Annotated in this window: 13 protein-coding genes; 5 read left to right on the top strand and 8 right to left on the bottom strand. The window is 70.8% G+C overall.

The genetic code is table 11. From position 1 onward, the window contains the following. Nucleotides 1-8: 8 nt before the first annotated feature. Genes AC5YDA_RS07235 through AC5YDA_RS07225 form a run of 3 tightly spaced genes read right to left on the bottom strand, consistent with a single transcriptional unit; the run spans nt 9 to nt 1,193 of the window. Nucleotides 9-170, bottom strand: a complete 162-nt coding sequence (locus tag AC5YDA_RS07235; protein ID WP_496189706.1) for a hypothetical protein — start codon at nt 168-170, stop codon at nt 9-11. A 1-nt stretch (nt 171) separates the two neighbouring features. Further along, complete coding sequence (locus AC5YDA_RS07230; protein ID WP_496189707.1) at nt 172-306, bottom strand: hypothetical protein; 135 nt, start codon at nt 304-306, stop codon at nt 172-174. 35 nt (nt 307-341) lie between these two features. Further along, on the bottom strand, nt 342-1,193 hold the full coding sequence (locus AC5YDA_RS07225) for a glycerophosphodiester phosphodiesterase family protein (protein WP_496189708.1): 852 nt from the start codon (nt 1,191-1,193) through the stop codon (nt 342-344). 194 nt (nt 1,194-1,387) lie between these two features. Between AC5YDA_RS07225 and AC5YDA_RS07220 the strand changes: the two genes are divergently transcribed. Beyond that, nucleotides 1,388-3,082: a fumarate hydratase gene (locus AC5YDA_RS07220; RefSeq protein ID WP_496189709.1), complete on the top strand. Its 1,695-nt coding sequence runs from the start codon at nt 1,388-1,390 to the stop codon at nt 3,080-3,082. Nucleotides 3,083-3,385: 303 nt separating this feature from the next. Then, the gene (locus AC5YDA_RS07215; RefSeq protein WP_496189710.1) at nt 3,386-3,850 is read left to right on the top strand and encodes a hypothetical protein; all 465 of its coding nucleotides are present in this window, start codon (nt 3,386-3,388) and stop codon (nt 3,848-3,850) included. Nucleotides 3,851-3,862: 12 nt separating this feature from the next. Here AC5YDA_RS07215 and trxA read toward each other — a convergent pair whose 3' ends face one another. Continuing rightward, a complete protein-coding gene (gene trxA / locus AC5YDA_RS07210; RefSeq protein WP_496189711.1) occupies nt 3,863-4,180 on the bottom strand; it encodes a thioredoxin in 318 nt (105 codons plus the stop codon). Between the two features lie 83 nt (nt 4,181-4,263). Here trxA and AC5YDA_RS07205 point away from each other — a divergent pair, with 83 nt between their 5' ends. Together AC5YDA_RS07205 and AC5YDA_RS07200 are read left to right on the top strand one after the other, a co-directional pair. Next, entirely contained in the window at nt 4,264-5,349 is a 1,086-nt protein-coding gene (locus AC5YDA_RS07205) for a HEAT repeat domain-containing protein (protein WP_496189712.1), read from the top strand. A 217-nt stretch (nt 5,350-5,566) separates the two neighbouring features. Beyond that, the gene (locus tag AC5YDA_RS07200) at nt 5,567-6,556 is read left to right on the top strand and encodes an endonuclease domain-containing protein (protein WP_496189713.1); all 990 of its coding nucleotides are present in this window, start codon (nt 5,567-5,569) and stop codon (nt 6,554-6,556) included. 115 nt (nt 6,557-6,671) lie between these two features. On the opposite strand, the gene AC5YDA_RS07195 is transcribed toward AC5YDA_RS07200, so the two are convergent. After that, nucleotides 6,672-7,451 (bottom strand): HEAT repeat domain-containing protein, encoded by a 780-nt coding sequence (locus AC5YDA_RS07195; RefSeq protein WP_496189714.1) that lies wholly within the window; start codon nt 7,449-7,451, stop codon nt 6,672-6,674. 84 nt (nt 7,452-7,535) lie between these two features. On the opposite strand from AC5YDA_RS07195, the gene AC5YDA_RS07190 reads away from it, so the two are divergent. Next, nucleotides 7,536-8,216: an MOSC domain-containing protein gene (locus AC5YDA_RS07190; protein ID WP_496189715.1), complete on the top strand. Its 681-nt coding sequence runs from the start codon at nt 7,536-7,538 to the stop codon at nt 8,214-8,216. A 30-nt stretch (nt 8,217-8,246) separates the two neighbouring features. Here AC5YDA_RS07190 and trxB read toward each other — a convergent pair whose 3' ends face one another. From trxB to AC5YDA_RS07175, 3 genes are all read right to left on the bottom strand, one after another. Beyond that, nucleotides 8,247-9,218, bottom strand: a complete 972-nt coding sequence (gene trxB / locus AC5YDA_RS07185; RefSeq protein WP_496189716.1) for a thioredoxin-disulfide reductase — start codon at nt 9,216-9,218, stop codon at nt 8,247-8,249. 114 nt (nt 9,219-9,332) lie between these two features. Beyond that, a complete protein-coding gene (gene murJ / locus AC5YDA_RS07180) occupies nt 9,333-12,848 on the bottom strand; it encodes a murein biosynthesis integral membrane protein MurJ (RefSeq protein ID WP_496189717.1) in 3,516 nt (1,171 codons plus the stop codon). Continuing rightward, the gene (locus AC5YDA_RS07175) at nt 12,841-14,808 is read right to left on the bottom strand and encodes a DUF6049 family protein (protein ID WP_496189718.1); all 1,968 of its coding nucleotides are present in this window, start codon (nt 14,806-14,808) and stop codon (nt 12,841-12,843) included. Before AC5YDA_RS07175 ends, murJ begins: the two co-directional genes overlap by 8 nt. Between the last annotated feature and the right edge of the window lie 5 nt (nt 14,809-14,813).

The following is a 14,813-nucleotide window of genomic DNA, read 5'->3' as shown; positions in this document are numbered from 1 at the left end:
CCCAGGGGTCACATGGGCAACGGCTGGAAGAACGTGAACAGGAGCACGCCGACGGTGGTCAGCACCAGGGCGAGCACGACGATGATCGCGAGCAGCCGGACGAGCGGGTGGTGGCGAGGCGTGGGGTCCAGCTCCTCGCCCGGTCGCGGCCGCAGTTCCGGGGGCAACATGTCACGTCCCCGCGATCAGGAACGCCGCGACGACCAGGACGAGGCCGCCCAGGATCGCCAGCCCGCCGATCGCGAGCGCGATGACGGCCACGACCTTGAACCGATCGCGTTCCGGCCGGGTAGGTTGCTCGTCCACGCTCGCCAGCCTACCGAGCGCCCCCACCAGCACGGTCAGGTGTGTGCGCGCCGATCCCGCAAGTGGTGCAGCAACCAGGGCAGCTCGGTCTGGACCGCGGTGATGCCGAGATCCATGATCCGTGACCAAGCGGCGGACGGGCTCTCGGCGATGGCCTTCTCGTCGTCGTAGCCGCCGAACAGCGGGATCCCGGTCGACAGCGTCTCCGAGTTGACCCAGGTGAGCAGGCGGTCCCGGTGCAGGTGCTCGATCACGTCCCTCTGGAACCACGGGTAGTCCTCGTCGTGGGCGATCAACTCCACCCCCACGATGTTGACGTCCGCGTCGTGGATCGGCAGGTCCTGCACCTCCGCGAGTGTCGCGCAGATGGCGAGCACGGGGTACTTCGTCCGGTGCTGCCGGAGTCGGTCGATCGCCGCGTGCTCCCACCCCGGCACCTTGAGCAGGAGCTGCTCGGGCATGCCGAGGCCGTCCAGCACGCGGAGCAGCGTCGGCCAGCGCCACCACGACCGGTCGAGGGCGAACATCATCGGACGTCCCTTGAACTGGGTCAACAGCCCCACCAGCCGCTCCACCCCCACGCGGTGCCCGGGCCGGTCCTTCCAGCGGTACGTCAGCTCTCCGATCTCGGCCGCCGTCATCGTCTGGATGTTGCGCTCCACGCCCAGGAACTCGCTCTCGAACCCGTCGTGAAAGGCGAAGAAGGTGTGGTCGACGCTGCTGGAGACGTCGATCTTCACCAGGTCCGCCCCGGACAGGAGCGCGGCGCGGACGGCCAGGGCCGTGTTGCTGGGGATGCTGCCCACAGCGACGCCCCCATGGGCCGCGATGAGTGGTCGCTGGGCGGCGACGAGCCCATTCAACAACGCGTTGGTGTCTTCGTGCACAGAGGCTCCGTACAACGTGTTTCTCCTTGTCGGGGCCTCTCGGCGTTGAGCGACCGGCCAACGTGGAGTGTACCCGCCTCTGCGGCGCGCATGCCCCCGTGCGAAGAATGGGTGGGGCGCCCGCAGGGCAGTGGCGGGCGGTCCCGTGGGCGCGCCTGTGGGAAGATGACCCTGCCTGCGACGAAGGAGTGGAAATGGCAGAGTTCCTCTACGAAGACATGCTTCCGATCGGTCCCGACGAGACGCCGTACCGTCTGGTGACGAAGGAAGGCATCGAGACCGTCGAGGGGCCCGATGGCCGACGATTCCTGAAGATCGCCCCGGAGGTCTTCGAGAAGCTGGCCGAGACGGCGATGCACGACATCGCGCACTACTTGCGTCCGGCGCACCTCTCCCAGCTGCGGAGGATCATGGACGACCCCGAGGCGTCCGACAACGACAAGTTCGTCGCGCTCGACCTGCTGAAGAACGCCAACATCGCCGCGGGCGGTGTCCTGCCGATGTGCCAGGACACCGGTACCGCGATCGTGATGGGCAAGCGCGGCCAGCACGTCCTGACCGAGGGCACGGACGAGAAGCCGCTCAGCAAGGGCGTCTACGACGCCTACACCAAGCTCAACCTGCGCTACTCGCAGAACGCCCCCATCACCATGTGGGAGGAGAAGAACACCGGCTCCAACCTGCCCGCGCAGATTGAGCTGTATGCGGACACCGAGCCGGGGCACGAGAACCAGTACAAGTTCCTGTTCATGGCCAAGGGTGGCGGTTCGGCCAACAAGAGCTACCTGTACCAGGAGACCAAGGCCGTCCTGAACGAGGACGCGATGATGCGCTTCCTCGACGAGAAGCTCCGGGCGCTCGGTACCGCGGCCTGCCCGCCGTACCACCTCGCCATCGTCGTGGGAGGCACGTCGGCGGAGTTCGCGTTGAAGACCGCGAAGTACGCGTCCGCGAAGTACCTCGACACGCTGCCGACCTCGGGTTCGATCAGCGCGCACGGGTTCCGTGACGTGGAGTTCGAGCAGAAGGTGCTCAAGCTCACCCAGGACTTCGGCATCGGCGCCCAGTTCGGTGGGAAGTACTTCTGCCACGACGTCCGCGTGATCCGCCTGCCGCGCCACGGTGCATCCCTCCCCATCGCGATCGCCGTCTCCTGCTCGGCCGACCGTCAGGCCCTGGCCAAGATCACGCCCGAGGGTGCGTTCATCGAACAGCTCGAGACCGAGCCGGCCAAGTACATGCCGGACGTCGTCCCGGCCGACCTTGACGCCGAGGCATCCGGTGTCTCGGGCACCGGCAAGGGTGCTGCGGTGAAGATCGACCTCGGCAGGCCGATGGACGAGATCCTCGCTGAACTCAGCAAGCACCCGGTGAAGACCCGCGTCTCGCTGACCGGCACCGTGGTCGTGGCCCGCGACATCGCGCACGCCAAGATCAAGGAGCGCCTGGACGCCGGCGAGGACATGCCGCAATACCTCAAGGACCACCCGGTCTACTACGCCGGTCCCGCCAAGACGCCCGCGGGTATGGCGTCCGGGTCGTTCGGACCGACCACGGCCGGGCGCATGGACTCCTACGTCGAGCAGTTCCAAGCCGCGGGGGGCTCGAAGGTCATGCTGGCCAAGGGCAACCGCTCCAAGGCCGTGACGGACGCGTGCGCCACGCACGGCGGCTTCTACCTGGGTTCGATCGGGGGACCGGCGGCTCGCCTGGCCCAGGACTGCATCAAGTCGGTCGAGGTGCTGGAGTACCCCGAACTCGGCATGGAGGCGGTCTGGAAGATCGAGGTCGAGGACTTCCCGGCGTTCATCGTCGTGGACGACAAGGGCAACGACTTCTTCGCCGAGGTCACCAAGCCGGTGCTGCTGCAGGTGCAGAAGCGCGCTTGAGGTCACCCCGGTCTGGGGGAGGCGGCGCCGACACTCAGGATTGCCACGAGCGGGGCTTGTTCGCCACGCGTGCAGATGTGGCAAGCCTGAGTGTCGGGGCCCCCGTCCGGATCAGCCCACCGCCCACCCGGTCCACCATGGGCGCCTCTGGGTCTCCAGCGCCTTCGAGGCAGCAGCGTGGATGCGGATCCTGAGCGGTACTTAAGTCTGAATGACCCCCCGAAAGGGGGATTTTCTGGGTGCGCAGGGGCCAATGGGGCACGAAGCCTGTCCAGAAACCTGAAAGTTTCTTAGGATTGGGTCATGCGCACCCCCACAGCCCTGGACGCGATGGCCCGGTGGCTCGTCCTCACCCTGGCGGGCCTCGGGCTGTTCGCCATGTTCCCTGCCACGTCCTTCGCGCTGTCCGGCCTGGTCTCCGCGCGCTGGCTGGTCGCCCTGCACCCGATCCAGTGGTTCGCGGTCGTGATGATGGTGGCCGCGTGGCTGCTCTTCGCGGTGCATCTGGCACGGTTGGTGGCGGGTCGAGCACGCGACGGCGCCTTCATCGTTCTCGCCGCGGCCTCGGTCCTGGCGCTGGCCGGCAGCGTGGCGGCAGCGCTGCTGGGCTCGGCGACCTTCGTGCTGTTGGGGCTGGCTGTGGTCGTCGTCCTCCACGTGGCGCTCTGCCTGCGCGTCGAAGCGCTGGCGCACCACGTCCCGGTCTGCGCCGCCGCCGGGCAAGCACAGGCCGGCACCGCTGGAGCGATGCCGGCGCCCCGTGGGTGATCCGGGTGTGCGTCAGAGGTACGAGTCGAGCGCCTTCAAGATGGCGCCCTTGCCCTTGCTGCCGGTCAGCGACTGGACGACCTCGCCGTTGACGAACAGCTGCAGGGTCGGGATGCTCATGATCCCGTAGTTCATCGGCGTGTTCGGGTTGTCGTTGGTGTCGAGCTTCACGAAGGTGATCCTGTCACCGTACTCGCGGTCGAGCTCCTCGATGATCGGGGCGATCTGCTTGCACGGGGTGCACCAGTCGGCCCAGTAGTCGACGAGCACGGGCTTGCTGGACTTCAGGACCTCGTCGGTGAACGTGGCGTCGGTGACGGCGGCGACCATGGGGACTCCTCGGGCAGGGATCAGGAACGACGTCCATGCTAACCCGTCGCCCCGCCGGTTCATTCCGCCAGTAGCCTGCGGGGGTGGAGTGGCTGAAGATCGGCGAGGTCGCCCGACGCACGGGCCTGACGCACCGCACCCTGCGGCACTACGACGAACTGGGGCTGCTCGTCCCTTCGGGCCGTTCGGGCGGTGACTACCGCCTCTATGCGCCCGAGGACATGGAACGGCTCCTGGCCATCCAGCACCTGAAGTCGCTGGGCCTGGGCCTGGAACAGATCGGCCACGCCCTCGACGACCCGGACTTCGACGCGTCCGACACCTTGGAGCGCCACATCGAACTCGTCGAGGGGCGCATCGCCGCCGAGCGGGACCTGCTCGCCCGACTCCAGAGGTTGCGGGACGCCGCGGGCGCCGGCTGGGAGGAGGTGCTGGACGTCATCGCACTCACCGAGCGGCTGCGGCATCCGGATGCCTGGGTTCGCTTCCGGGCCGCACTGGACGCCCCGGACGACGCTCCCTTCGACACCCTGCTGGATCTCCTGCGGGCCGACCCCGCGGACAGCGTCCGTGAGGTGGCGACGTGGGCTGCTGTCCGCCAGGTCCAGTCGGCGGATGACCCGGCGCCGTTGCTGCACCGGCTGGTGGCCGAGTTGGCCGACCCCTCTCCCGGGGTTCGGCGTCAGATGGCGCACGTGCTGAGCAAGATCGGTGCCCCCGACTCGGTGCCGGCGCTGGGCCGCCTGCTCGCCGACCCCGATGCGGATGTGGCCGCGAAGGCCGCTTTCGCCTTGGGGCAGATCGGGGGGAGCGCGGCGGTCGCGGCCCTCGCGGAACAGCTGGGTCGGGGCGCGACGCTGGTCCGCACCGCGGTCGTGGCGGCCCTCGGCGAATCGGGACCCGAGGCGGTGGAGCCCCTGCTCGCCCGCCTGTCCGACTCGTCCGTCGCCACCCGGGCCGACGCTGCCGATGCGTTGGGCGTGGTGGGGGACCAGCGGGCGGTGCACGCCCTGGCTGCCACGGTCGGCGACCCCGAGGAGGACGTTCGCTTGGCGGCCCTCATGGCGTTGAGTGCGATCGACGGGCCGGAGTCCAGGCGTGCGATCGCCTCCGTCGTCGATGCGACGGGCCGCACCGGCGCCTTGGCGAGGCGGTTGGCCGCGCCGTAGCGCCATGGGGACCACATCAACCCGACCGGCGTCGAGAGGCTCATGGTGCTGACAAGGGAGAATGTGGAAGTGCCGGTCGGTGGTCGAACCGTATGTGGTCCAGATGGCGCTATGTCGTCGGACGTGGCGTGCTCGGGTCTGCTCCGGACAACACACGGACAACACCAACCCTGTGGACAACTGCTACCGGGTCCTGCGGGCGCGCCATGCTCGTCCCATGCCCCGCCCCACCCGCCGCGACGCGTGCCTCGCCGAACTCGCCCGCCTCGGCGGAGCCTGCGAGGCAGCGGCGCTCGTGATCGCCTCGAGTCGAGCGACGGTTCGTGCGTGCCTGGCGGCCGGCGAGCTGGTGAGTCTGGGTGGTGGCTGGATGGCCTGCCCCGAATCGGTGAGACTCCTCTCCACCCCGCCGAAGGCGCCCGCTTGGCACCTGGCACCCGAAGCGTGGCCGGATTCGTGGCGGCAGTTGCTCCGCGCGCGACGAGCGGTTGCTGCCTCGCGTCGGGCGGCCCTCGCCCACCGGTGCGCCGCCCTCGACCGTGGCTGGGGCGTGTGGCACGAGCCGCCGGCCACCGAGTTGGCGGTGCCTCAAGGCCGCAAGCGCAGGGAGGCGCGGCGCGCTCACGGTCAGGTGATCGTCGTGAGGCGGAGCTTGTCGGCCCGAGAGTTGGCCGATGGTGTCACCGGCCCCCTGCGCACGGTCCTCGACTGTGCTGCCGCACTGCCCTTCAGCGATGCCTTGGCCATCGCCGACTCGGCTCTACGCTCGGGGGATGTCGGCCCCTTGGAACTCCTGGAGGCGGGCGAGGGGCGGCGAACGGGTGGCGGCGTCGCGCGGGTCGCCCGCGAGGCGTCGGTCTTGCCCGCCAACCCCTTCGAGTCGGCGCTGCGCGCCCTCCTCCTCGATGTGCAGGGAGCCTCCTTCGCTCCCCAGGTGGAGATTTGCACCGCGGCCGGCGCCGCGCGCGTGGACCTGGCCGACGTGGATCTGCGCATCGCGGTGGAGGCCGACAGCTACCTCTTCCATGGATCTCGCGAGGGGTTCACCCGTGACCTGCGGCGCTACAACGAGTTGTCGGCACTCGGCTGGACGGTGATCAGGGTCGGGTTCGACGACGCGTCGAAACGGCCTGAAGCCGTGAAGGCGCAGGTCCAGCAAGCCGTCTGGAACCGGCGGGAGGCGCGTAGCGCCATCTGGACCACATGAACCCGACCGCGCTCAGCGGCCCGTGCTGCTGACAAGGGGTGATGAAGCACCGAGTAGCGCCATGTGGACCACAGGTGGTCCACATGGCGCTACGTGTTCGGCGCCGGCGCCCCGGTCAGCCCACGAACCGCTTGGCCACCAGGGCGACGACCGGGTCGTCGGCCTCGGTGAGCCCACGAAGGGCATCCCGGGCGGTCTCACCCAGTTGGCCCAAGGCAGAGACGGCCGAGAGGCGAACCGCCTCAACCGGGTCGGTGGCCAACTCGGTGAGCGCCTCCAGTGCAGCGGCGGCATCCTCGCCGAGGTGACCCAACGCATCGGCCGCGTGCTCGCGCACCTCGGCGTCCGTGTCGGACAGCGCCTTGACCAGCGCGGGAACAGCCTGCTCGCCGAAGCGGTGGAACGCCGCGGTGAGGGCGTCCCTCTGCAGGTCGTCCCCGTCACCGAGGCGGGTGCTCAGTGCGTCCAAGGCCTTGTCGACCTGCTCGCCTCCCGAATGGGCGACGGCGCGGTACGCCTTGAGGGCCACGTCGGTGTCCTCGTCCGCGACCAGCGGGGTCAGCGCGTCCAGGTGGGCCGGGTCGCCGACCTTGCTGAGGATGTGGGCGCCGGTGCGCCGCAGGTGCGGGTCGGGATCGGTGAGCATGGCGAGGACCTCGGGCAGCGCGGTGTCGATGTGCTGCACGGTCGCCCAGGTCAGCGTCTCGTGGACGCCGCATCCCGGCGTCTCCGCGCGGAGGCGCGCCAGGAGGGGCGGGACGACGGCAGGGTCCTTCATCGCGCCGAGCGCCATCGCGGCGTGGCGCCGCACGGATTCGACTCGAGCGCCGGAGGTGCCGACGTCGGTGGGCTGGTCGAGCATCGCCAGCAGTTCTTCAGTGGTGTGGTTGTTCATGGTTGTCCACCTCCTGATCCTGAACGTAAACCCTCACGCGACGTGAGACTCAAATCGCCTCGTCAACCGGGCTACGCTCCCGCCATGACCGCACGCGTCCGCTCGACGAATCTGGCCCGGCCGAAGCCCGATCCGGGGACGAAGCGGCTGACGGGGATCGACAAGCACCCCGTGGAGTCCATCGAGGTCTTCCCTCCCGGCCCCCACTACGGGGACGGCTCCGGTGTCGTGGGCGACCTGATCGGTGATGCGGCGCACCACGGCGGTGCCCACAAGGCGGTCTACGCCTTCAGCCGCGAGGAACTGGATGGTTGGGAGGCCGCCCTCGGGCGAGGTCTCTCGGACGGAACCTTCGGCGAGAACCTGACCACCGAGGGCATCGACCTCGAGGCGTTGATCGTGAACCAGCGCGTGCGGATGGGGGAGGTCCTCCTGGAGGTGTCGGTGTCGCGCCAGCCGTGCGCGACGTTCCAGCGGCACATCGGCGAGGAGGCGTGGGTGCGCCGCTTCGCCGAACGGGGCCGCTGCGGTACCTATTTCCGGGTGGTGGTCCCCGGGGTCATCCACCGGGGCGACCCGATCGAGGTCCTTGAGCCGCCGGCCCACGACATCGATCTGGTCACGCTGTTCGCCGCCGAGATGGGTGCCCAGGACGCCGCGGCCCGCGTCGTCGCGGCGAACTGCCTCCCGCCCCGCTGGCATGACCGCCTCGCCCGGCGGCTGGACGGAAAGGGCCCCGGCCCGCGCAACCCCATCCTGGGGTGAGCGGGACCGGGGCCCCGGAAAGCCACGGAGTCACTCCGCGCGGACGAACGCCTTCTCGGTGAGCACCGCGTCGGCGAGGCCGGCGAGGTAGCGCTCGGCGTCCAGCGCGGCCGAGCAGCCGGTGCCCGCGGCGGTGATGGCCTGGCGGTAGGTGTGGTCGACGAGGTCGCCGGCGGCGAAGACGCCCGGAACCGACGTCGCGGTCGAACCCGGCTGCACGAGGACGTAGCCCTCGGCGTCCAGGTCGACCTGGCCCTTGACGAGCTCAGAACGTGGGTCGTGGCCGATGGCCACGAACACGCCCTGGACGTCGAGGTCGCGGGTCTCGCCGGTCAGGGTGTCGCGCAGGGTGATCGACTCGACGTTCTTGGCACCGTTGATCGACTCCACGACCGAGTTCCAGGCGAAGTCGATCTTCGGGTCGGCTTCGGCGCGGGCGGCCATGATCTTGGACGCGCGCAACGCGTCACGGCGGTGCACCATCGTCACCGAGGTGCCGAAGCGCGACAGGAACGTCGCCTCCTCGACCGCCGAGTCGCCGCCGCCGATGACGGCGATGGGCTTGTTGCGGAAGAAGAAGCCGTCACACGTGGCGCACCAGGACACACCCTTGCCGGACAGCTCGTCCTCGCCCGGGACGCCGAGGCGGCGGTAGCCCGACCCCATCGCCAGGATGACGGCCTTGGCCCGGTACTCGGTGCCGGAGCCGTCCCGGACGACCTTGATCGGGCCGGTCAGCTCGACCTCGGTGACGTCGTCCTCGATGAGCTCGGCGCCGAAGCGCTCGGCCTGGGCCCTCATGTTCATCATCAGGTCGGGGCCCATGATGCCCTCGGGGAACCCGGGGAAGTTCTCAACCTCGGTGGTGTTCATCAAGGCGCCGCCGGCGTCGACGGCACCCGTGAAGATCAGGGGTGCCAAGGACGCGCGCGCGGCGTAGACCGCTGCGGTGTAGCCGGCAGGACCGGAGCCGATGATGATGATGTCGCGGACGTCGTTCATGGATCCCTCTTTCGTGTTCACCGACCAGCCTAGTGATCGGTGCGGCCCCTGACCCAACACGGCAGGCGAGAGGAGTATTCCGGAGGCGGGCCGATCGCGGCGGGCGGCCGACGACTACGGCGAGACGCGGATCTCGTGGATCGCGCCGCTGAAGTTCGCTCCGTCGCGCGGCATGGACGTCAGGTACACCAGCACCCAGCGGGTCCGCACGGGTGCCTCGAGCTGGAGGTCGATCGCGCCCGTGGACGCCGTGAACCCACCGACGCGGCGCCACTGGTCGCGGTTGTCCATCGGTGGCGCGGAGACGGCGGGGTCCGCCGGCACCCGGATGTCGGCGGAGGTCGCCCCGCCGCCGACGTCCACGGTGACCCAGCGCACCTCGCGGACCGCACCGAGGTCGACGACCACGCCCGCGCCCGGCTTGCGCCCGTTGAAGTTGGCCGAGCGTCCGTAGCGCTCGGTGGTCCACGCGGTGGTGGGGTCGCCGTCCATCACGAAGCGGACCTGGTCGGGGTTCTCACGCCCGTCCCCACCGTCTCCGGCCGGGTCGAAGTCCCGGGCGGCGACCAGCGCGTACGGCGTGGACGGCTTCGGCGGCAGCGCCCGCGACCGGTTGAACTGGTTGACGAAGACCATGACCAGGCTCACCACGAGCACCAGCGCGAACAGGGCGAACAACAGCGCCTGCCAGCGGCGGGGCGGATCCTGGGACGGAGCCTGCTGCGAGACCGTCACCGTCGAGCGGGGCGGCGGGATCGGCGTGTACGGCTGCGCGGGACCATCCTCCACGTCGTCGACGTCGTCCAGCCAGAACGCCTGCGTGGAGATGTCCTCCTCGTCCGGCCCGGGGCCGTCCGGCTCGGGACCCCACGGTGACGCCGGTCGATCGTCGCTGCGCGAGCGCAGCGCGCCCGTCGACTCCTCCTCCGGCCACAGGACCTGCTCGCTCACGGAGGTGGTCGCGGTGTCCGCCGCCGGTGTGGCCAGACGGCCCGCCGACGGGGGAGGGGGCACGGTGATCCGCACCGGGGCGATGGGGTACTTCAGACGGTTCTCCAGCTGGTTGGCCGCGTCCGTCCCCCCCAGGACGGCCGACAGGGCGACCGCGATGTCGGCGGCCGTCTCCAGCGGTGTGGCGCGCCCCCGCGGCACCGGCGACAGGATGCGGTCGACGATGTCCGAGAGCTCCGTGGACACGAGGTGGGTGACCTGTCGCGGCAGGACCAGGCGGCCCCAGCTGTCCACCGGTGCGGCTGGGAGGCCGTACCGTGCACCGCCGGGCCAGTGGCCGGTCAGGCTGGCGTACAGCAGCTCACCCAGGGCCCGGACGTCCGCCTGCTCGGGGTCCACGTCACTCGTCACCGGGTGCAGCGCGTGCTCGACGAGGAAGCCGACGATCTTCACGTTGCCGGACGCCGTGATCACCACCGTGTCCGGATTCAGCTGCCGGTGGTGGAGGCCCTGGCCGTGCATCGCCACCAGACCCGCCGCGATCTCGCGGACGACCCAGGCCGCCTCCACCTCCGAGAGGGGGCCCGCCGTGAACGCGAGTTCGAGCGACTGGCCGGGCGCGTACTCGCAGGCGATGTAGGAGCCGTGTTCGCCGGTCTCGTCCAGAATGGCGTCCCACACGCGCAGGTAGCGGGAGTCGATCGCCTGGGCCGCCTGGCGGGCCTGGTCGAGGATCTCCAGCACCCGGGGCTCGGAGGGGTCCAGCACGTGCAGGAGGACGGGCCGGGAGAGGTTCAGGTCCCAACCGCGCCAGGTCACCGTCGTGCCGCGCTGGTTCAGCGCCTCGTCCAAGCGGTAGCGCCCGTCGAGGATGTCGCCGGGATGGTTCCGCGCCTCGCTCTCCGCGAAGGGGTCGGACGCCGACGTCCCGTCCGCCTCGGGGTAGGCCAGCAGCGCGTCCCCCCCGCCGTCGCCGTCGGGATCGGGGGCTCCGCCCGCGCCGGCGGCCGGGGCCTCGGCGCCCGGACGGGTCCGCCCGCGCCGACGCAGTGCACCGAGCAGTGCGGTGGTCTCCCGGACGCCGAGCCGCTTGGCGACGAAGAAGAAGCTCAGCACGAGCACGAGGGATGCCGCGGCGAGCGTCGCCGCGGCGACGAGCGTGGACGCCCCGTAGCTCCACCAGGCCGCGCCGGCGGCCAGCACCGCACCCGGGGTGACGGCCAGCGTGAGCTGGACGAGGTGGCGACCGAGGTCCCGTCCGGAGATGCCGGGCAGGTGCTTCTTGAGTGAGCGGTGGGTCAGGGCGGCTCCGACGACGTACGCGACGGAGTAGGCGATCGCCAGGCGTGCCGCCACGGTCGCGGGGTTGGAGATGGCCCACACCAGGCCGAGGCCGAGGGCGATGTTCGCGATCGAGATCGCGAGTTGCAGGAAGAACGGGGTGCGGGTGTCTTCGAGGGCGTAGAAGCCGCGCAGGTACACGTACTGGATCGTGAACGGGATCAGGCCCAGCGAGAAGCCCATGAGGGCCCAACCGAACAACATCCAGGTGTCGGCGTTGGTGCCGTGGCCGAAGGCGACCTTGAAGAACGGGAGCCCGAGCGCCAGGAACCCGAACGCCGCCGGCACCATGAACGTCAGCGCGAGGCGCAGCGTGCGCGTCGTCTCGGCGGCGACGCCCTCCATGTCGTGCGCGGCGGCCAGCCGGGAGGCCGAGGGCAACATCGCGGTGGCCAGCGACACGGTCAGGAGTGAGTGGGGGAGCAGCCAGACGAGGTAGCCCGTGTTGTACACGGCGATGCCGGCACCCTCACCCGCCCCGGCCGCGAGCGTGGCGTCCGACCCGAGCTTGCTGACGACGATCTGGACGATCGTGGTGAGCAGGACGTAGCCGAGCATCCACTTGGCGAGGTGGAACGTCTCGCCGAGGCCCTGGCCCTTGAGATCCCAGCGCGGACGGTAGTGGAAACCGATCGACCGCATCGCCGGGATGAGCGCCAGGGTCTGGACGATGATCCCCAGCGTGGAGCCGAGCCCGAGGGTGAGCACCTGGGCGTCGGAGAAGGCGGCGTTGCCGGCGTTGGTCCCCCACAGGGCGGCGTACAGGCCGAGCACCGCGATGCCGACGACGTTGTTCAGGATCGGGGCCCACATCATCGGGCCGAACTTGTCCCGTGCGTTGAGGACCTGGCCGATGAGGAAGAACGCGCCGTAGAAGAACAGTTGCGGCATGGTGAGCATGCCGAAGAGGACGAGTTGCTGCCAGTGGGCGTCCTGACCGGGCTCGCGCCAGGTGGCGGAGGTCCACAGCGAGAGCACCGCCGGGGTGAGGGCCGTGAAGATGGCCGTCGCGACCGCAAGGACGGCGATGAACGCCGTCATGATCCGGTTGATGAACGCCTCACCGCCGTCGGCGTCGTTGCGCGCGTGCCGGACGATCTGGGGCACCAGCACCGTGTTGAGGGCGCCGCCGGCCAGGAGCATGTACAGCGTGTTGGGGACCTGCGTGGCCAACTGGTAGCTGTCCGCCTGGGTGGTCGCGCCGAAGACGAAGACCAGCAGCATGGCCTTGGCGAACCCCAGCACCCGGCTGATGGCGGTGCCCGAGGCCATGACGGCCGTGGCGTTCAGGAGCCGCTTGCTCGACGCCTGTGCCTCCGGAGCCCTGCCCTCAGCCATCCTCACCCTTCCGCCTCGTGCGCACCTGCCGGATGCGGTGCGCCGTCGTCAGGACCAGCACCACACCGGAGACGACCACGATGACCCAGCCGATCGTGCCGTAGTTGGTGGTCTCGACCACGACCTCGCGGTCTGGGGTCAGCCTATGGCCGCTGGGCGTCGTGGCGTGGACGCTCGCCCGCACGATCCCACCACCGGCCGCGTTCGCCTGCAGCATCACCGTGCTGGACGCCCCGGGCGCCACGGTCACGGCGTCCGGCGCGGTCAGCCAGATGCGCTGGGGGTTGTCCGACTCCACGTCCACGCGGACGGTGACGGGGTCGATGAGGTGGTTCGTCACCGTGACCGGGAACTCCGACGTGTCGCCCGTCATCGTGAACCGGCTGCTGGCGTCGAGGCTGACCATCGCGCCGGTCGCGGCTCCGACGCGGTCGGCCAGCGCGTCCAGCCACCTGTCGAGGGAGGCGGGGTCCTCGTTCCACCAGCGGGACGCCGCGCGCACGGTCTGGGCGTCCGCCAGCGAACCGACGCCGGCCTCGGGTGCCGCGTCGCCGTAGGCGATCATCATCCGGCGCAGGTTGAGGACGCGGGACAGGTGGGGGCCGTCCAAGGCCTGGTTGCCCGTCCGGTCGGCGGGGGCCTCCCACGGCTGCGTCGGTCCGGTGAGGACGTCGGCCAGTGCCGCGACGCGGAAACCCTGGGGCAGGGCGTCCGTGGCCTTGGGCGCGTCCTCCACCGACCGCACCCAGCGGACCTCACCACCGGACGCCCGCGCTGTCGCGAAGCGGGCCGCCCGCCGGGTCAGGTCGGTGTCCGGCAGCAGGGGCGAAGTGGCGACCGGGCCGGTCGTCCGGGCGACCACCGCGTCGACCCCACCCGTGGCGACCCGCAGGGCTCGCGCCCGGGCGTCCACCGCGATGACGGGACGGGTGAGGGTGCCGGCGAGGGTGAGCGTTGCGGCGTCCGGGGTGTCGACGACGGTCAGGGCGGTCCGTCCGTCGAGGGTGGCCCCTCCCGAGGCATGCAGGGCGTCCACCAGGGTCGCGTCGTCGAGGCGGGCCACCGTGGACAGGTCGGGGGAGCCGAACAGGCCCACCGCACCCCGCGGGGGCAGGGCCTGGAAGCGGGTCAGCCACGCCTGGGCGGCCTCCTCCCCGGTGCCGGCCGTGCTGCCGTCGCTGCTCCGGACGCGGTACCCGTCGGTCATGTCGGTGAGTTCCATGAGCAGGGACGGGTCGACGACCCAGCTACCGCCCCCTTCCTCGGCGCGGTCCAGGAGGGCGCCGAGGCGCCCGTCGGTGATGTCGGTGAGGAGCCCCTCGTCGGTGAAGAGGTTCTCCTTGACCTGCCGGGGTGGGGCCGAGAACTCGACCACCTGCACCACCGGCAGCGGCTCGCCGGGCAGGGACACCAGCGTGCGGGCCGTCCCCAGCGAAGCGCTCCGCGAACCGGCCCGCCCGCCGGTCACGTTCGCGCCGACCCACCAGGTGGCGTCGGTCTGGGTCAGGCCCAGGGCGGCGAGCGAGCCGGACACCGTGAAGGGACGGATCGCTCCCGGCGTGAGGGCGTCGCCCTGCCCGGTGATCGTGACGCGGTTGCCCGGTTCGACGACGGCCGCCGTGCCCGGCGTGGTCGTCTCGGCCGCGAGGGCGCCGGCGACGGCCGCAGGGGAGCGCAGGAGGGCGGGGGAGCGCCACAGGGCCACGGCGACCTCGGTCAACGGCTCGGTGGTCGTGTTGGTCACGGTCCCGGCCAGGGTGAGGGTGTCGCCGGTGATCTCCGCCGTGGTCAGGGTGACGGCGGCCGGGGTGACCGCGGCGGACACCGCTGGGCCGGTCACCGGGCCGGAGGAGGGGTCGGCGGCAGGGGCCACCGGTGCGGTGGCCGCGGTGAGGCCGGCGGCGGCCACCAGGAGGGAAGCCAGCCGGGCGCGGCGGGTGCCGGGCTGGGGCGTGGTCACCCGCC

This window comes from Propioniciclava sp. LT294 (genome assembly GCF_059516005.1).
This window is presented reverse-complemented; position numbering and strand designations above follow the sequence as displayed.

Excerpts from the sequence above, each read along its gene's own strand:
- AC5YDA_RS07200 (WP_496189713.1), top strand. The coding sequence starts at position 5,567 with ATGCCCCGCCCCACCCGCCGCGACGCGTGCCTCGCCGAACTCGCCCGC.
- AC5YDA_RS07195 (WP_496189714.1), bottom strand. The coding sequence starts at position 7,451 with ATGAACAACCACACCACTGAAGAACTGCTGGCGATGCTCGACCAGCCC.
- AC5YDA_RS07235 (WP_496189706.1), bottom strand. The coding sequence starts at position 170 with ATGTTGCCCCCGGAACTGCGGCCGCGACCGGGCGAGGAGCTGGACCCC.
- trxB (WP_496189716.1), bottom strand. The coding sequence starts at position 9,218 with ATGAACGACGTCCGCGACATCATCATCATCGGCTCCGGTCCTGCCGGC.
- trxA (WP_496189711.1), bottom strand. The coding sequence starts at position 4,180 with ATGGTCGCCGCCGTCACCGACGCCACGTTCACCGACGAGGTCCTGAAG.
- AC5YDA_RS07190 (WP_496189715.1), top strand. The coding sequence starts at position 7,536 with ATGACCGCACGCGTCCGCTCGACGAATCTGGCCCGGCCGAAGCCCGAT.
- murJ (WP_496189717.1), bottom strand. The coding sequence starts at position 12,848 with ATGGCTGAGGGCAGGGCTCCGGAGGCACAGGCGTCGAGCAAGCGGCTC.
- AC5YDA_RS07215 (WP_496189710.1), top strand. The coding sequence starts at position 3,386 with ATGCGCACCCCCACAGCCCTGGACGCGATGGCCCGGTGGCTCGTCCTC.
- AC5YDA_RS07220 (WP_496189709.1), top strand. The coding sequence starts at position 1,388 with ATGGCAGAGTTCCTCTACGAAGACATGCTTCCGATCGGTCCCGACGAG.